The sequence below is a fragment of the Paenibacillus mesotrionivorans genome, from assembly GCF_046098205.1.
Classification (GTDB): domain Bacteria; phylum Bacillota; class Bacilli; order Paenibacillales; family NBRC-103111; genus Paenibacillus_AR; species Paenibacillus_AR mesotrionivorans.
The window spans coordinates 1-17655 of the sequence record NZ_JBJURJ010000012.1; the positions used below are offsets into that span (position 1 = coordinate 1).

General features: G+C 56.4%; 17 protein-coding genes. 13 read left to right on the plus strand and 4 right to left on the minus strand.

Annotated elements, in window-relative coordinates; all coding sequences use genetic code 11:
* The first annotated feature begins 336 nt into the window (after positions 1-336).
* Complete coding sequence (locus ACI1P1_RS17850; RefSeq protein ID WP_416217794.1) at positions 337-1002, plus strand: 3'-5' exonuclease; 666 nt, start codon at positions 337-339, stop codon at positions 1000-1002.
* Between the two features lie 84 nt (positions 1003-1086).
* Here ACI1P1_RS17850 and rpsD read toward each other — a convergent pair whose 3' ends face one another.
* Positions 1087-1689 carry a 30S ribosomal protein S4 gene (gene rpsD / locus ACI1P1_RS17855; protein ID WP_416217795.1) on the minus strand — a complete coding sequence of 201 codons (603 nt, stop codon included), beginning with the start codon at positions 1687-1689 and terminating at the stop codon, positions 1087-1089.
* Positions 1690-2061: 372 nt separating this feature from the next.
* On the opposite strand from rpsD, the gene ACI1P1_RS17860 reads away from it, so the two are divergent.
* The 6 genes from ACI1P1_RS17860 (at position 2062) to ACI1P1_RS17885 (ending at position 7718) form a co-directional block, all read left to right on the plus strand.
* Positions 2062-4017: a sensor domain-containing diguanylate cyclase gene (locus ACI1P1_RS17860; RefSeq protein ID WP_416217796.1), complete on the plus strand. Its 1956-nt coding sequence runs from the start codon at positions 2062-2064 to the stop codon at positions 4015-4017.
* Positions 4018-4160: 143 nt separating this feature from the next.
* Entirely contained in the window at positions 4161-4811 is a 651-nt protein-coding gene (locus ACI1P1_RS17865; protein WP_416217797.1) for a hypothetical protein, read from the plus strand.
* Between the two features lie 63 nt (positions 4812-4874).
* Positions 4875-5558, plus strand: coding sequence for a TVP38/TMEM64 family protein (locus tag ACI1P1_RS17870; RefSeq protein WP_416217798.1), 684 nt, complete (start codon positions 4875-4877; stop codon positions 5556-5558).
* Positions 5559-5618: 60 nt separating this feature from the next.
* Positions 5619-6734: an aminopeptidase gene (locus ACI1P1_RS17875; RefSeq protein ID WP_416217799.1), complete on the plus strand. Its 1116-nt coding sequence runs from the start codon at positions 5619-5621 to the stop codon at positions 6732-6734.
* A gap of 112 nt (positions 6735-6846) precedes the next feature.
* Entirely contained in the window at positions 6847-7095 is a 249-nt protein-coding gene (locus ACI1P1_RS17880; protein ID WP_416217800.1) for an HPr family phosphocarrier protein, read from the plus strand.
* A gap of 335 nt (positions 7096-7430) precedes the next feature.
* Positions 7431-7718, plus strand: coding sequence for an Fpa/YlaN family protein (locus tag ACI1P1_RS17885; protein WP_416217801.1), 288 nt, complete (start codon positions 7431-7433; stop codon positions 7716-7718).
* Positions 7719-7792: 74 nt separating this feature from the next.
* Here ACI1P1_RS17885 and cax read toward each other — a convergent pair whose 3' ends face one another.
* Positions 7793-8857: a calcium/proton exchanger gene (cax, locus tag ACI1P1_RS17890; RefSeq protein ID WP_416217999.1), complete on the minus strand. Its 1065-nt coding sequence runs from the start codon at positions 8855-8857 to the stop codon at positions 7793-7795.
* A 226-nt stretch (positions 8858-9083) separates the two neighbouring features.
* On the opposite strand from cax, the gene ACI1P1_RS17895 reads away from it, so the two are divergent.
* The gene (locus tag ACI1P1_RS17895) at positions 9084-9464 is read left to right on the plus strand and encodes an Asp23/Gls24 family envelope stress response protein (protein ID WP_416217802.1); all 381 of its coding nucleotides are present in this window, start codon (positions 9084-9086) and stop codon (positions 9462-9464) included.
* Between the two features lie 58 nt (positions 9465-9522).
* Here the strand turns inward: ACI1P1_RS17895 and ftsW are convergent, their stop codons facing one another.
* The gene (ftsW, locus tag ACI1P1_RS17900; RefSeq protein ID WP_416217803.1) at positions 9523-10710 is read right to left on the minus strand and encodes a putative lipid II flippase FtsW; all 1188 of its coding nucleotides are present in this window, start codon (positions 10708-10710) and stop codon (positions 9523-9525) included.
* A gap of 186 nt (positions 10711-10896) precedes the next feature.
* Here ftsW and ACI1P1_RS17905 point away from each other — a divergent pair, with 186 nt between their 5' ends.
* From ACI1P1_RS17905 to ACI1P1_RS17925, 5 genes are all read left to right on the plus strand, one after another.
* Positions 10897-12072 carry a M20 metallopeptidase family protein gene (locus tag ACI1P1_RS17905; protein WP_416217804.1) on the plus strand — a complete coding sequence of 392 codons (1176 nt, stop codon included), beginning with the start codon at positions 10897-10899 and terminating at the stop codon, positions 12070-12072.
* Between the two features lie 84 nt (positions 12073-12156).
* Positions 12157-12594, plus strand: a complete 438-nt coding sequence (locus ACI1P1_RS17910) for a CBS domain-containing protein (protein WP_416217805.1) — start codon at positions 12157-12159, stop codon at positions 12592-12594.
* Positions 12595-12699: 105 nt separating this feature from the next.
* Positions 12700-14403 carry a DNA repair helicase XPB gene (locus ACI1P1_RS17915; protein ID WP_416217806.1) on the plus strand — a complete coding sequence of 568 codons (1704 nt, stop codon included), beginning with the start codon at positions 12700-12702 and terminating at the stop codon, positions 14401-14403.
* Positions 14400-16061: a helicase-associated domain-containing protein gene (locus tag ACI1P1_RS17920; RefSeq protein ID WP_416217807.1), complete on the plus strand. Its 1662-nt coding sequence runs from the start codon at positions 14400-14402 to the stop codon at positions 16059-16061. The genes ACI1P1_RS17915 and ACI1P1_RS17920 overlap by 4 nt, the downstream gene beginning before the upstream one ends.
* Before the next feature lie 20 nt (positions 16062-16081).
* Entirely contained in the window at positions 16082-16528 is a 447-nt protein-coding gene (locus ACI1P1_RS17925; protein ID WP_416217808.1) for a YlbF/YmcA family competence regulator, read from the plus strand.
* Between the two features lie 46 nt (positions 16529-16574).
* On the opposite strand, the gene ACI1P1_RS17930 is transcribed toward ACI1P1_RS17925, so the two are convergent.
* Complete coding sequence (locus tag ACI1P1_RS17930) at positions 16575-17603, minus strand: asparaginase (RefSeq protein WP_416217809.1); 1029 nt, start codon at positions 17601-17603, stop codon at positions 16575-16577.
* Between the last annotated feature and the right edge of the window lie 52 nt (positions 17604-17655).

The following is a 17655-nucleotide window of genomic DNA, read 5'->3' on the forward strand; positions in this document are numbered from 1 at the left end:
CAGGTGACAACGTTCAAATTAACCCATATTTAGGAATATTGGATAATTCCATGTTAGGTTTGACGCATCGCTAGTGCGGCCAGAGCCGCTTTTTGTCCCAAAATCGACATTTCCGGATTCTAACGGAAGCCACAGCCGTTATTTTCCCCCAAACAGGCGCTTATTGAGGCTGCACAGGCCAAATAGCGGCGCGCTCACTTCCGTTAGATTTCCAGTCTCCCGTTTTTCCGCCCGATAAGGGCTCTGGCTTCCGTTAGTGACCTCCGTCTCCGGTAATGTGACCAAGATCCGGGCGCTTCTTCGTTTGGAAGAAGGATTTTCCAATGGGAATGGCGAATGGATGATTATGGTTCTCATTATTACAAATTTACGAAGGATACGGAGAATGAAATGAAGGATTCATACATTACGGTTTTTGATTTTGAAACGTCGGGGCTGGATGCGGAGAAGGACCGGGTGATAGAAATTGCGGCTATCCGCTGCAAAGGCGGCAAGGTGGTCAGCGAGTTTTCCACCTTGGTCCGGTTCGACGGGAGGCTCCCTCCCAAAATTACCGAGATTACCGGAATCCAGGATGCGGATCTGGTGGACGGTATGGATGAGGATACGGCTTTCCGGATCTTGAACCGGATGGTGAAGGACAGCATATTGGTGGCCCATAATGCGGCCTTCGATCTGGCTTTTCTGCACCACACCCTGATGCGGTTGGCCAAACGGAGCTTTGACAATGCATTCGTGGATACCTTGACCATCAGCAGGGATTTGCTGTTTTATCCCTACACGCTCCAGGAAACCTGCAATCAGTATGCCATTACGCTGGAGGGCGCACACCGGGCCATGAACGACGTGTACGCCTGCTGGGAGCTGTTCCAGCGTTTCTCCCAGGAGGTGGACATAGGCGGCTACCTGAATAAGCTGTCCTATCTGAAAAAGTACGGCCCGCCCAAATGGACACCGCCTCATGCGGTTCTTTATCCCACGGAAAACCGGTATCGGTCATAGAGGGGCATGGGTTGGGTGAAAAGGCGGGAAAACAAACAGGCCCATGCATTTGCGCATGGGCCTGTTTGTTGTACATCGTAAGGATTAACGGCTGTAGAACTCGACGATTTGCTTTTCGTCGATGTCTTGGGACAGCTCGGCGCGTTCCGGATAACGGACGAAACGGCCTTCCATAGCGGATTCATTGAATTCCACATAGCTCGGGATGAATGCGCGGCCGGCCATAGCTTCCTTGATAACAGTCAGGTTGCGGCTTTTTTCACGCAGACCGATTACGTCGCCTGTTTGAACCAGGTAGGAAGGGATGTTAACCTTCTTGCCGTTTACGGTAATATGACCGTGAGCGACCAATTGGCGGGCGCCTGCACGGCTGTTGGACAGGCCCATGCGGTAAACCAGGTTGTCCAGACGGCTTTCCAGCATGAACATGAAGTTTTCGCCGTGGATACCCTTGATCTTGGCGGACTTGTTAAACAGGTTGCGGAATTGCTTTTCGTTCAAACCGTACATTTGACGCAGCTTTTGCTTTTCTTGCAATTGAACGCCATAACCGCTCAATTTCTTCTTTTGGCCGGGGCCGTGCACTCCGGGAGGGAAAGGGCGCTTTGCCAATTCTTTACCTGTGCCGGACAGGGAAATTCCCAGACGGCGGCTCAACTTAAACTTAGGACCTGTGTAACGTGCCATGTATCAACGAACTCCTTTTAATTTTCAATTTGTTGGAGTGATCCATGGTGAACGTAAAGTGCCTGACTTTGTTTAAAGGCCTGTCCCCAAGGGGGCCTGCCTGACAGGAAAGTTCAGCCGCTGTCCCATCAGCAACAAAATCAGTAAGGGTGACACTTGTCATTCCACCTGCGGAAAAATTCCGCGTGAACTCAACAAACTATATTATAAGAAATGGGGCTAAAAAGTCAAGCGGCAGAATCATCATTTTTTATTAAATGCTTAGGTGCATCTTGGTTAAAAAAATAGTATCATAGAACTAACTGAAAAATTCAGAGAGGCACCCCAGTCCCATGGGAGTGCCTATCGGGTATTAAAGAAGAGGGATTCGTAATGGAAAGCCAGAGCATACGCCGGGAGCCGGCATCCGAAGAGAGGTTACGGGAGAATGGAGCAGCCGATGCCGCCCCGGTCAGTTTGCAGCTGATCCCTGATTACTGTGATGCTTCGGCTGCATTGTTTGGCAACGATATACAATGGATTGCTCTGGCCAAAGCCGCATTTTCCGATTGGGCCAAGCAGGCAGAGCCGGTTATGCATGCGGAAGCCAAGGGCTGGTTTATCCGGGACGTATCGGGCAGCTGGCTGGAATTCCGGGAGGCGGAACTGTTTGGCTGCGCGGCGGAGGAGCTGCGGGAGGGTTTGCTGGGGCTTGGCCTGGAAGAGCCCGGCAATGTCCTGTTCCAGCTGTCAGGGGAGCGGATTGCTCAGGTTGTGCTGCATGACTGCCGCGGCAACCCCGCCCTGCTGTTGGGGATGGTCATGCGGGAAGGATATCCCGCAAGCCTGGATAATTTAATGAGGCTTGCATTGGGCTTCCCTAGCTGGCTTTACGTACATATCGAAAAAACGGCAGGCGCCTTTTTACGGGCTGAGCGGCTTGTGGAGGAGCGGGAGGCCCGCAAGAAGGACATCCTGTTCCAGATGGCCCTGGACCTCTATTCCAAAATCGATACGGACGAGGTGCTTGGGGGCATCATCCGCCGGATTAATGAGCTGTATCCGGAGGCGCGGATCGACCTCCTCATGACCCAGGATCAGCCCCGTTCGGGACTGCCGGTGAAGGTTCTGAATTTTACGGGCATGGACGAGCATGTCTGCACCAGAGCGTTTATGGAGGGCAAAATCGTCATTGACGAATGTTTGCAACCCGGTGAATTTCAGATGGCCGTTCCCATCAGCGGGAAACAGGGGATTTACGGGGTCATGCACCTGCATTCCCATAAGGGCAACTTCGGCCCGTCGGATGCCCAGATCATGAAGGTGCTCTCCAGCGCCGCCGGATCGGCCTTCGAGAATGCCAAGCTGTATGAGCAGTCCAATCTTCTGGTGAATGAGCTGCGGCTGATTAATGAGCTGACCAAACAGCTGAACCAGAGTCTCAAAATGCATGATATTTTCAACTTCGCCTCAGCTGAGCTGATGCAGATATTCAAGGCGGATTACTGCTGCATCCTCCAGCTTGACCAGGAGACCGGCAAATTTGCGGTGCATGCGGCCAATGTTCCGGCCATCCTGCATGAAACCTTCGATGAAAACTCCGGCTTCGCGGGAATGGTGTGCAAATCCAAGGAGCCGGTGATCATCTCCGACTATTGGGCCAAGCCGCAAGCCCCTGTTTCCCGGCTGATGCAGCTTACCGGCGCCCGCTCCCTGATCGTGGCTCCCCTGATTGTCCATGAAGAAGCCAAAGGGGCCATTCTGGTGGCCCATCAGCAGCCCGGTTTCTTTTCCTACGACAATTACAAGCTGCTGCAGGTTCTGGCCGGGCACATCGGCTTGGCGCTCACCAACGCCTCCCTGCATGCGGAGGTGCGGCGGATGGTGATCACCGACAACCTGACGGGGTTATATGCCCGCAATTTCCTGGACGAGCAGGTGGGCAACCATCAGAAGAAGGATATTTGCGGCTCCCTGATTGTGGTGGACATCGACTATTTCAAGCAGGTCAACGATACATACGGGCATCAGGTGGGAGACGAAATCCTGATCCAGGTAAGCAAAATCATCCGCTCCTGCATCCGGGACACGGACATAGCAGCCCGGTGGGGCGGCGAGGAGCTGGCCATCTACTTGCCGCAAGTGATGACGGAGCAGTCCCTGAAGATTGCCGAACGCATCCGCTTCCGTGTGGAGAAGGATACCCGCCCTTCCGTGACCGTTTCCTGCGGGGTGTCCGAGTGGCACTGGAAGGATGACAAAATCAGTGTGGAGAGCCTGTTCTACCGATCGGATATGGCGTTGTACAAGGCGAAGCATGTGGGGCGCAACCGGATCATGATCGGGTAAAATTCCAGAGTCACAAGAAGACCGAAACCACCTTAGGGTGGTTTTTTGCGTTTTAAAGACGGGTAAACAACCCCGGCTTGGGATAAGCTAACTTATCTGTTGAGCGGTTGGCATTGAATCAATGGTTCGAAGGAGGGCTGTTCATGCGTGGTATGAAGCCTGCAATAGCGGCAGCGGTCATCGGAGCGGGCATGTGGCTCTCCGGGGGCTGCAGCGGAGCGGAAGGGCCGCAGATGGCCGGTGATTCGGACAGGGGAGAGAGCCTTCTGGTCAGAGCCTTATCCGAGCTGGACAAGGGCAGAATCACGGTGAAGGCGTCCGGGGCGGAAATTGTCACCGACGGTATCGTCCTGCCTGCGGTTCAGCCGGATCTACTGGCTTCTACTTGGGGCCGCTGGTCTGCAGACTACCGGGAAGCGGTCAAGCTGGTGCAGCTGATGGACCGCTCCGTTGAGATCCAGCGGCCCACGGCCCAGCTGCAGGCGACGACTCTGGTGGTTTCCTTGGCGCCGGAAAGCTGGAGCCGTGCCGTGAAGGAAGCAATGGAGCTGCGGCTGGCGGAGCTGCGGCGGGCAACGGAGCTGCTGGCGGACCAACAGGCCCGAGGCGCAGCAGAAAAGGAGCTCGATGCCTTAGAGGCAATGGCCCGATCCTTGACAGCGGAGGGCAGCTGCACCATCCGTCTGAACCCGGCTACGGGGAAGCCGGAGCGGCTCATTATGGAGAGCCGGATGGTTTATGGGGAAACGGGCGGGGCGCGGGGGGAAACAGTTCGAACAATATACGATTTTTAAGGCGTTTACATCATGTGCAAACATGGTACAATAGGGGAGGGAATTGGACAGGGGGTTAATTTTTTGGTTAAAAGCTGGCAAAAGGCGGGGCGGATTCTCCTCCCGGTCTGTTTAATTGCGGCGGCGGTGGCATTTATTCTGTTTACCGATACCGGCAAGCATCTTACCCGTATGAATGTGCAGCAGCTCTCGGACTATTTGCGCTCTTTCGGAGCCTTTTCCGTCATTTTGGGAATGGCCATTGTTTATGTTCAGGTTATGGTGCCGTTTATTCCGTTTGTCCTGGTAGCCGGAGCGAATGTGCTTGTATTTGGGCTGGGCTGGGGGATTGCCATCAACTATCTGATGGCCGTGCTCGGGGCCATTACAGCCTTCGGGTTCGCCCGTTCGGCAGGCAGAGCCAAGGCTGAGAAAACCCTGTCGCGTTACAATGCCGTCCGCGTGTTCAACAAGCGGATGGAGGAGAACGGCTTTTTTTACGTCCTGCTGGGCCGGCTGATTCCGGTTATCCCCTCAACTGCCGTAAGCCTGGGGGCAGGGGTGGTCAAGATTAAGGCGCGGGATTATATTCTGGCTACCGTTATCGGCAAGCTGCCCATTGTTCTGTTGGAATCCTTCATCGGCCATGATCTGCTCCACTTCAGCCAATACAAAGGCAGGCTGGCCATTTTATGCGCCGTCTTTGTAATGCTGCTGGCTCTCGGCACGGTGTTCAAGAACAAGCTGACCGGCAAGCCGGTCAAATAACCGGGGCCGCTCTGTCGCAGCAACTGCGGAGGAGCGGCCCGTCATGTGAAAGGAGACATTATGCGCGATCCCAGACTTCAAACCTTGGCGAAAAACCTGATTGAATATTCCCTGGATGTACAGCCGGGGGATAAGGTGCTTATCGATATGTTGGGCTCCGAGAAGGAAATTGTCCGGTGCCTGGTGGAAGAGGTCTACAAAAGGGGCGGTATGCCGTTTGTGGAGCTGCGTGATGCCGCTGTGCTTGCCAGCATCCTCAAAGGCTGCACCGAGGAGCAAATCCAAACCTGGGCCAAGCTGGATCTGGCCCGGATGAAGGAGATGCAATGCTACATCAGCATCCGCGGAGGAGACAACCAAAGCGAGCTGTCGGATGTGCCCGAGGACAAGATGAAGCTGTACAGCCGGCTGTACAGCCATCCGGTTCATATGGAGCAGCGTGTGGAGCATACCCGCTGGGCCATTCTGCGTTATCCCAATGCGGCTATGGCTCAGCTGGCGGGAACCAGCACTCAAGCCTTCGAAGACTTCTACTTCGATGTATGCAACCTGGATTACGCCCGTATGGCGGAGGCCATGGACCCGCTCCAGGAGCTTATGAACAAAACCGACCGGGTGCGCATCACCGGCCCGGGCACGGACATTTCCTTCTCCATTAAGGGCATCGGCTCAGTCAAGTGCTGCGGCCGCCGCAACATCCCGGACGGAGAGCTGTATACCGCTCCCGTACGCAACTCCGTGAATGGTGTCATCAGCTACAATACACCCTCCATCAATGGTGGCGTAACCTATGAAAACATCCGGTTTGTCTTCAAGGACGGCAAAATTGTGGAGGCCACCGCCAACCATACGGACCGGATCAATGCGGTTCTGGATGCGGATGAAGGAGCCCGGTATATCGGGGAATTCAGCTTCGGCTTTAATCCGTATATCCAGCATCCGATGAAGGATACCCTCTTCGATGAGAAGATAGACGGAAGCCTCCATTTTACCCCCGGACAGGCCTATAAAGCTGCGAACAACGGCAATGTGTCCAGCGTGCACTGGGATCTGGTGCTGATCCAGCGTCCGGAATACGGCGGCGGGGAAATCTGGTTTGACGATGTGCTGATCCGCAAGGACGGACGCTTTGTTCTGCCGGAGCTGGAGGTTTTGAATCCGGAGAATCTGAAGTAGAGAAAGCTGAAAAGTTCAGCTTGCTTGTAACCCTTTTCACATGTATTATTAAGGTAAGTTTTTCTAGGGTTCACCCAAAAATAAAAAGTTGCTTAACTATGGAGGGATTACAATGCCTAATGCCAATAACGCTGCGATTGTAGAAATTTCCCAAACTGCCAACAAATTCCGGTCTTCCATCGTCCTTCAATACGATAACAAGTATATCGACGTGAAGAGTATCCTCGGATTGTTCACTACGCTTCTGGCAAGCGGTACATATAATCTGCATGTTCACGGTCCGGATGCGGACGACGCCAAGAAGGCCATGGTTGAGGTGTTCGCCAAGCACAACATGACCGTAAACGCGGTTAACGACTAATTTCTTAGGAGCGGCCGCCAACGGCTGCAAGTGAAACCTGCCTGTAGAGGGCAGGTTTTTTCCTATTATCCGAATTCTGCAAAGGCCTTAGGGTGTGTTTGAAACTCCGAGGGGAGCAAATTTTAGCGAGTTTTCGTTCCAGGCAAGGCACTTGCCCGCGGGCGTACCGGGCGTACGTCAAGGGGAAGTAACGAAGTCAGGGGCGAAAAGGCGTTGAAAGGTGCCCTCAAGCGAGTTTTCAGACACGCCCTAGGGCGGCTTACTTGTTTATTCTTTCATTTTCGAATAATATAGAGCATAAGAGATGTTTTTTTGGAGGCAGGGGGAGTTCTAGAATGCAGCAGCCGGAAATCATGCGGGATCTCAAGCAGAAGTCTCTCAACCTTTTGCAGGAAGATGCGGAGCGCATTGAGAAGCTGATTGAAATACAAATGGAGAATTTGACCACCCGAAAGTGTCCCCTCTATGAAGAGGTGCTCGACACCCAGATGTACGGGCTTTCCCGTCAGGTGGATTTTGCCATACGTGCAGGACTGGTGGTTGAAGAGGACGGCAAGCAGATCATGAGCAGGCTTGAGCGGAATCTGGCCCTTCTGTTTGAAGCACAAAGCCCGAAGGAGTAACCGGCAGGTTGCTTCCTCGGGCTTTTTTTTGTGGGTATTTATGGGGAACGGTCGGCTTCAGGCTGTAAATGACATTACATCAGGAGAAAGAAGGCAAAACCGAGAATCACGTAAACGGTCAGCAGCAGGACACCCTCGTACCAGTTAGTGGAGCCGTCCCGGGAAATGGAGGAGGCAATAAAGACAGCCACCCCAATGGCCACCAGCTCGTGGATGGTGAACACAATATCCATGGTTTGACCCATCAAGGCGCTGACGATTACAAGAACCGGAGCCACAAACAGGGCGATCTGCAGGCTGCTGCCAACAGCGATTTCCACAGCGGCGCCGATTTTGTTCTTCAGGGCCAGCATAATGGCGGCGGAGTGCTCTGCAGCATTGCCTACAATGGCGATGACGAAGGCGCCCACGAACAGCTCGGATAAGCCGAACCGGTGGGAGAAGTCCTCCAGCGTCCCTACCATCCACTCGCTGACCAGGGCTACCATAACGGTTGCCAGGACCAGAAACAGGATCGAGAGCTTTTTGCTCCAGGCGGCTTCCCCATGTTCTACCGCCTCGTCGGCCAATTCATTCTTATGGGTGACCATGGAAAACAGCAGCCAGAGAAAATAAGCGGCCACCAGCAGAATAGACACCGTCAGGCTCAGTGTGGTCAGATGCTCGTGGTTCATCCGCGAGGCGAACATAGCCGGGATAAACAAGGCGATGACCGACAGCAGCATCAAGGACGAGCTGTGGGAAGCCATCCGGATGTTGTAGGTCTGGTTCTTGAATTTGAGCCCACCCAAAAGCACGCTTAATCCCAATACCAGAAGCAGGTTGCCGATAATGGAGCCGGTAATACTGGCCTTGACGGTATCGAACAGGGCGGGTTTGCCGTTAACGGCATCCTTGATCAGGATGATGGCGATAATCAGCTCGGCGGCATTGCCGAAGGTTGCATTCAGGAACCCTCCGAGCCGGTCACCGGCATAGTGGGCGACACTTTCCGTAGCCCTGCCCAGGAATCCCGCCACAAAAATAATCGCAACGCCGGCCAAAGCAAACTGGAGAATCGACGACAGCCCCAGATAATGGGCACTGCCGCTGGCAATAAAGGTCAGGCCCAAGGCGAGATAAAACCAATTTTTCTTCAACAGCAACATGCAGCATGCGCCACCCTTTCCGTATGAATAAAATGCGTCCTCTGCCCGCTTTTTGGAGCGGGAATAAGAATCCTAATCGATTATATACAGGACTGGCTTTTTCTGACAAGCTGAAATTGCGGGGAAGAAAGGAGACCGGCCTGTCTGTCTCGTTGACGTTGGACGGCTTCCGTTATTATAATGAAGGGGAAACGATTGCAGCAAAGGAGTGGAAGCCATGTCCGACATGATTGAAACGGGATTGATCCGCATATCCGATGATGTGGTGGCAACCATTGCAGGCTTGGCGACCTTGGAAACGCCGGGTATCACGGCTATGTCCGGAGGAATCTCCGAAGGGTTCGCCAAACGGTTGAGCGGCAAAAATGTGCAGAAGGGGATTACCGTGGAAGTAGGCCAGGTAGAGGCCATTGTCCATCTGCGCGTAATCGTCCAGTATGGCTCGAAAATTCAGGAAGTATGCCGGGAGCTGCAGTACAATGTCCGGGAAGCCATTGAGAATATGACAGGCCTGCGGGTTGTGGAGGTCAATGTCAAGGTGGAGGGTGTGTCTTTCCGTGAAGAAGAGACGGAGGAGCCCCAGAAGCTGCTAAAATAAGTGCTCCGGATACGAAGAAGGAGAGGCTCCGATTGGGGCCTCTCCTTCTTTTCCCGATTTACCGGGATACCGCCTGTTTCTTCCGGTTATTGTGCGCCGCTGTACCGCGGCTGTGGGCTTCCTCCGCCTCCCGGTTATAATCCCGGGATATCCCCAGGAGTATGCCGAGGCTGGCCAGAGTGACCAGCACCGAGGTGCCCCCGTAGCTGATCAGCGGCAGCGTCACTCCTGTCAGGGGAATGGAATTGGTCACTCCGCCCAGATTGATTAACGCCTGAATGGCAATGGTGCCGATAATGCCGATCCCCGTCAGGCTGGCGAAGGTGTCCGTTGCACGCAGCGCCACAATGATGCCCCGCCAGATGAACAGGAGATAAACCAGCAGGAAGAGGGAGCTGCCGAGAAACCCCAGTTCCTCCCCGATAATGGAGAAAATAAAGTCATTGTGGGGCGCGGGCAAAAAATGAAGCTTTTGGATGCTTTGGCCGAAGCCCGCTCCCGTCCAGCCGCCATGGCCAAAGGCATAAAGCGATTGGATCACATGAAAGCCCGAGCCGGTTTCGTCCGCCCAAGGGTCCAGGAAGGTGGTAATTCTCTCCATCCGGTAGCCGAATTCGGAATTGGCCAGGAACATAATAACCAGGACCACAGAAACCAAGGCTCCACCCACGGCTCCCAGGAAAGCCAGCTGCTTCAGATTGGCTCCTCCGACAATGATGACCAGGAGCGCCCCCATGGAGAGGATCACGGCAGAGCCGAAGTCCGGCTGCAGCATAATCAGGAACGCTACCATACCTACGATGAACAGGGCGGGAAGCAGGCCTTTTTGGAAGTCGCGGAACTTCTCTTCCTTCTTGGCGATCAAAGCGGCCAAGTACATCACAACTGCAATCTTGGCAAATTCCGAGGGCTGCAGCTGAAGAGGTCCGATGGGAAACCAACTCCGTGCGCCTTTTACTTCTTTGCCGATAAACGGGACCAGGACAAGAGAGATCATTACGATCATGAAAAAGAGGGGAGTCAGCTTCTTCAGCTTGGTATAATGGATATTCATGCAAAAAATCATGCCGATAATGCCCAGCACGATGCCGAGAATCTGTTTCTTGGTAAAAAACAGGGCATCCCCGTTGTAATAGGCTGCCGACATGGAGCTGGCGCTGAACACCATAATGAGTCCGAATGCAACCAGGGCGAAAGTCAGAATCAGCAGCAAAAAATCGGGAGTTCCCCTGCGGGTTGTATTCATGGCGTTGCATCACGCCCCCTACCTATGTAATCGAATCTCAGAACCTTAAGAATCCGGCTCCCAATGGGAGTACGATTCATGTTATCATGATAGTATGTTTCCGGCACTTCCGCAAGGTGATGAAGCAAGAGAAAGAAGCGTCTTGGAATAGATAGATTCAGATCAAATAGTCGGAGGAGCTTTGTCATGGGAGGACCAATAACGCTTGAAGCACTGTTTCCGGATATGGTTGCCTGGCGCAGACATTTGCACCAGAATCCCGAGTTATCATATCAGGAAGAAAGGACATCTGCTTTTGTGGCGGACCATCTGGAGGCGTTGGGGCTTCAGGTGAAGCGACATGTAGGCGGCTACGGTGTGGTCGGGGAGCTGAAGGGCGGCGGAAGCGGCCCTGTGATTGCTCTGCGTGCGGACATGGATGCGCTGCCCATTCAGGATGAAAAAAGCTGCGATTATGCCTCCGCAGTGCCCGGAGTGATGCATGCCTGCGGCCATGATGGCCATGTAGCCGCGCTGCTGGGAACCGCCCGGTATCTGGCCTCCCGCAGAGGGGAGCTGAACGGGACGGTCCGTTTTATCTTCCAGCCGGCGGAGGAGCTGAGTCCCGGCGGCGCCCAGCCCATGATTGCCGAAGGTGTGCTGGACGGTGTGGACGAAATCTACGGCGCACACTTGTGGACGCCTTTTCCCGCGGGGGAGATTATGACCCGCAGCGGGCCCATTATGGCGGCTGCCGATGAATTCCTGCTGGAGATTATCGGCAAGGGCGGACATGGCGGCCTGCCCCACGAAACCATTGACAGTCTTATGGTGGGGTCCCATCTGGTGGTGAATCTGCAGTCCATCGTCAGCCGCAGCCTCAATCCGGTGGAGCCCAGCGTTATCTCAGTGGGATCCTTCCATGCGGGCTCTGGCTTTAATGTTATTGCGGAAAAAGCCATCTTAAACGGCACCGTCCGGACCTTCGAGCACGGCCTCCGTATGCTGGCCCGGGAACGGGTGACCCGGGTTACGGCCGATACCTGCTCCATGTTCGGAGCCGACTATAAGCTGGATTACAAGCTTGGATACCCTCCGGTTATCAACCATAAAGCAGAGACCGAATGGCTGAGGGGGACCGCGGCGGAGCTGTTCGGAGCGGATCGGGTGAAGGAATGCCCTCTGATTATGGCGGGTGAGGATTTCTCCTTTTACCTGGAAAAGGTTCCGGGCTGCTTCTTCTTCGTTGGCGCCGGCAACAGGGAGGCGGGGATAACCGCCCCGCATCACCACCCCCGTTTCGATATTGACGAGTCGGCCATTCTGCAGACCGCCAGACTGTTCTCGGGCCTTGTGCTGCGCAGGCTGACTGGGACATTTTAAACCGGGTAAAGGACTGTCTCCGCGGGAACTCTAGAGCTGCACCTTTTAGCTACCCTATAGGACCCCTAAGGAGGCAGGAGACCCATGAACAAAACGGTAAAGGATATTATGACTACGGACTGTGCCACCGTTACGCTGAAGGACAATGTGTATGAGGTGGCTGTGGCCATGTCCAAGCAGGATGTGGGCTTTATCCCTGTAGTGGAAGGCAAGCAGCTGATCGGCTGTATTACCGACCGGGACCTGGTGGTCCGCGGTTATGCACAGAAGAATGAAGGCTCGGCCAAGGTGGAGAAGGTGATGAGCCGCGATATCACCACCGTAACGCCGGACACCTCCGTGGATGAGGCTGCCCAGCTTATGGCCGATAAACAAATTCGCCGTCTGCCGGTTGTGGAAAACGGCAACCTGGTAGGTGTGGTCTCCATCGGCGACCTGGCAGTCCGCAGGAATTTCGAGAATGAAGCCGGAGACGCCCTGAGCAAAATTTCCGAGAAGGAATTTGCCGGCGCGGTGCACTAGCAGCTGCAGCTCCTCCGTAAGCCCTGTCCCCCTGTGGGGATGGGGCTTTTTTTGCGTGGGCATACTAGGGAGTGATTGAGAAACCGGAAGCGAGGATACACATATATGGAATGGAAAACCGGGGAGCCGCCTCTTTGGCTGCAAAAAGATCTCTCCTTATGGCTGGAAGCCGACCATCCGGAGGCTGCGGAGGCTGCAGCCATGCTGTCGGGGTTCGCCGAGCTGGTCAAAACACCGGGCAGCATGCACCAGTACCGGATGACCCCCTTTACCTTGTGGAATGCCGCAGCATCGGGCTTAAACGCCGACCGGATCTGCCGCTTCCTGCACGGGGCAAGCCGTTTTGGGCTGCCGCAGACGGTGCAGAATCAGATCCGCACCCTGATGGGCCGCTACGGCATGTTCCGGCTGACCCCAGCGGAGAATGGCCTTCTGCTGACAGCAGAATCCGGTGATGCACTTGGTCTGCTGGAGCAGCTGCCCGGGGTAAGCCGTTTTTTCGGCAGGCGGATGGACGAACGGAGTGTGGAGGTTGGGACAGCCTGCCGGGGGCTGCTGAAGCAGGAGATGGCCCGGGCCGGTTATCCGGTGGTGGATGAGGCGGGTTTTCTGCCCGGGGAAGCGCTGGCTGTCCGGTTTAAGGATAAGCTGATGAGCGGAGCCCCTTTCAGCCTGCGCAGCTACCAGCAGGAAGCGGTGGCAGCCTTCACCCGGCCGGATTACGGGGGCGGCAGCGGCGTTGTGGTGATGCCCTGCGGGGCGGGCAAAACGGTGGTTGGTTTGGCGGTGATGGCCAAATATGCCTGCGAGACCCTGATTCTCACGGTCAGCGGCACCTCCGTCAGCCAATGGAAGCGGGAGCTTCTGCAGAAAACCTCCCTTTCCGGGGAGTTCATCGGTGAATACAGCGGCGAACGCAAGGAGGTCCGTCCCGTAACGATTGCTACCTATCATATCCTGACCCACGGGGCGGGGCGCAAGGAAACCGCCCATCTGGACCTGTTCCGCAGCCGGAACTGGGGCCTGATTATTTATGATGAGGTGCACCTGCTTCCGGCGCCGGTATTCCGGATGACGGCGGACCTGCAATCCGCCCGCAGGCTTGGCCTTACAGCCACCCTGATCCGGGAGGACGGGCTGGAGGCGGATGTGTTCGGGCTGGTGGGGCCCAAGCGCTACGAAATCAGCTGGAAGCAGCTGGAGAAGGAAGGATGGCTGGCGAAGGTGGAGTGTACGGAGGTGCGGGTTCCTTTTTCCGGGGAGGACCGGGAAAGCTACGATCAGGCGCTCCCCCGGGAGAAGATCCGGGTGGCGGCGGAGAATGCCCGCAAGCTGGAGATTCTGCGGAAGGTTCTGGAGGACTGCCGGGGGGATCGTGTGCTGATTATCGGACAATACCTGAACCAGCTGCGGCAGGTGGCGCAGGAGACAGGGATTCCGCTGATATGCGGAGATACGCGGCATGAGGAACGGGAGCGGCTGTTTCAAGCCTTCCGGCAGGGAGAGGTGCAGACACTGGTGGTTTCCCGGGTGGCCAATTTTGCGGTGGACCTGCCGGATGCTTCCGTGGCGGTGCAAATCTCCGGCAGCTTCGGCTCGCGCCAGGAGGAGGCCCAGCGGATGGGCAGGATCCTGCGCCCCAAATCCGGGGCGAATGCCGCCCGTTTTTATACGCTGGTGACCGAGGACAGCCGGGAACAGGATTTTGCCGTCAACCGGCAGCTGTTTCTGCTGGAGCAGGGGTACCGGTATGAGGTGAAAAGCGCTGCTGAGCTGGCAGAGGCGGCGGCCGGCCGGGAGCCCTTATGAGCGTTCATGATCCGGACCTTGTCGCCATGAAGGAGGAGCTGGAAGCCGCATATAACGGTCTCCGGCCTTGGGCGAAGGAGGTTCTCCGCCTTCTGGTGGCCCGTTTCGGCCCTTTGCCGGCTGAGCAGGAGGAGCTGGCCCGGCTGGCTCTGCGGGAGGGACTGAGCGGAGCCCATGTCCGGGCTTCTTTGCGTCTTCTGCAAAGCAACGGACTGGTTCATGCGGTTCCCAAAGGCTGGAGGGAGCACCAATACCGGGTGCCGGAGGGGCATGCGGCCTTTTGGCAGGAGAAGCTGTTCCCGCGGCTGGAGCCGGAACCGGAGGAGGCGAGCTTCGGAGCGGAGGGTGTCCGTAATGAACCGGGAGATGCGGTGAAGGATGTGCTGCAGGTGCTTTTGGCTGCCTCACGGGGAGAGCTGAAGCTGCTGAAGTCGGGGGGATTGTCAGGCCAGTCCGTTCGCAGGCTGGAGCAGGTGCTACTGGCCCGGGATGGGGAGCTGGAAGCAAGCGGACTTGCAGCAGCCGTCCCCCACCGCTATGGCCCGGCTGTTGCGGGAGCACTTCATATGGCCGCGGCCTCCGGTCTTCTCCAGGTGGAGAACGGCTTGGTAAGGCCGGCAGGTGAGGCTGCTGCGGCTTGGCTCGGGAAGCCCTGCCGAGTCCTCCATCAGGAGCTGTATGCCATCTGGAAGAAAGCGGTTGCCCCCACCTTCAGCGGTTGGGAATTTCATGCCCTGTACGCGTTGGAGACGGCGGAGCCCGGACGCTGGTATCCCTTGAATCATCTATTTGACTGGTTGCGGGTGTGTGGTATGATGGATTTAGACTGCATGGCACAGATGGGTTTCATTTCCACACGGCTTGTTCCGCTGGGCGCGTGGGGATGGCTGTGTCTGGAGCAGCGGGATTCCGGCATGGCGTTTATGCTGCCGGCGCCTGTTGCCGCCCTGCGGGAGAAGGATTTTGAGCCCCGTTTTGCGGGGATTATCGTACAGCCTGATCTGGAAATCATTGTCCCTCCGGATCCGCCCCCTGGATTATGGTGGGTCCTCCTCCAATGGTGCGAATGGACAGTCCGCGGGGAAATTTCCGTGTTCCGTTTGACTCCCCGGAGCATAAATGCGGGACGGACTGCCGGAGGCTCTGTGGAAGCGCTGATTAGGCAGATGAGGGATTACAGCAAGGTTGATATAGATGAAGGAGTCATCCGCTTTATCCGGGAGCAGGGCCGAGCCCGTCCTGCGGAAAGCACTGCTGGCCCGGATATTCATGCCAAGGAGCCACCGGGTCCGGTCCGTGCGCTGGAGCCGCTGTTTGCCGGAGCGACGGCAAAGGATGGGCTTGTCCGGGAGCCCGGTGTTGCTGATGCGGCAGCTCCGGAACCGGAACCGCTGCCTGCGGAGGTTCCTGCCGCGTGGTGGACCTTGAACAGGCGCGGGCATCCCTCTACGGAGAAGGAGATGGTCCGCAGGGCCATCGCCATGAAGACGGCTCTCCGGGTCGGAACCGCCTGCGGAGAAGTGATGCTGGTGCCGCTGCGGATTCATGAAGAGGCGGAGGACTGGGTGCTGTACGGTATGCAGGGCAGGCTGGAGGTTAGGCTGAAGCCCCATGAATGGACAGGTCTCCGGCTGGTTTGGCCGGGGATACATGAATAGATGAAAGGCGTGAGGCTGCCGTGAGCATAATGGAGAAACAAGCATTGGATATGTCGGCCCTGCTGCTTCGCGCATATGAATTGGGCGATCTGATTCTCGCCTCGCAGGAGGCGGCGCGGTATTTGGCCGAAAAGGAGAGGCTGTCGGGGGATCCGGTGGCCCAGGAATTGATTGTAACGCTGGGGAAGAAGAAGGAGCTTTTCGAGGAATGCCAGCGCTTCGGGCATTTTCATCCCGAGTATCATAAAGCTATGGATGCGGTTAAGGAGATTCAGGACCGGCTTGATGCGCTGCCCAGTGTGCAGGGTTTCAAGGAAGCGGAGAAATCGCTGGATGATTTGCTGTACGAGGTATCCGCACTGATTGCCGGAGCCGTATCGGATACGGTGAAAGTGCCCTCTAACGACCCGCTGCCCAAACAGGGCGGCTGCAGCTCCGGAGGGAGCTGCAGCGGGCGCTGCGGTTAAAGGCTGCGAAGCCGGCCGGAGAGCCTTGATCTCAACAAGGAGAACATCAGCCTTCCTGCCGGAGACGGAAAACAGGGAGGATTTCTCCTACCTCGGTGCCTTTCCAGTTGCGGACAACCGGTTTATGGAAGCCGGAGAGGGCGTCGCTTTCAGGTCCGGTCAGCCAGCCTAACTGAACCAGAGCTTCTGTGACGGCGGGGTAGATGGCCCGCTGGGCTCCGTCCTCAATCTTGAGGGCCAGTCCCAAGCCAAGCTCCGGTGCTGCCACGGCGAAGACGCCTTCGGCGCCCATCTTGCCGATGAGCCGGCCTTGGGTCACTTCGATCAGCCGGGTATCATAACGCCCGGTTCCCGCCAATTGGCCAGGGTGGGCGGCGATGGCCGAGATAATCCGCTTGGCTGCTGCGGACAAGCGGCCGGGCTGTTGCTCCGGACTCCGGCTAAGCTCTCCGAGCCGGGCGTAAGCTGCCGCCAGCCGGACCAGCGGCAGACCGAAGACGGGCACGCCGCAGCCGTCGGTGCCCAGCACAATCTTGGCAGCCGGGTATCCGGACAGCAGGCTGACCGTCTCCAGCATCCGCTGCTGGACGGGATGCGCCGGGTCCATGTAGGTGCCGGTATCGGCGCCGAGGTGCAGAGCCAGCGCCAGCATTCCGGCATGTTTGCCGGAGCAGTTGTTGTGCAGCTCCGAGGGTTCGATGCCCGCTTGGGCCAGACAGGCGGCGCTTGGTGCATGGTAAGGCGCGTGGGGACCGCAAAGCAGGCAGTGCTCGTCTAATCCCAGCTTATCCAGCATGGATGAAACGGTTGCGGTGTGGAACTCCTCCCCGTTGTGGGAGGCGGCGAGAATGGCGATTTCCGCATCCGTAAAGCCGTATGCGGCTGCTGCCCCCGTTTCCAGAACCGGCAGCGCCTGAATGGGCTTCATGGACGACCGGGCAAACATGAAGACTTCCGGATTCCCGGCGGAGGCAAGGATCCGCCCGGCGGAGTCAGTAACGGCAATATGGCCTCTGTGGAGGCATTCCACAAGCGCCCCCCGGGTAACATGAAGCAGGATTTCTGAGTTGTGCATCGTAAACATCTCCGAATTCGTGATAAAGTAGCATACTCGCGCGAGAAGCGCA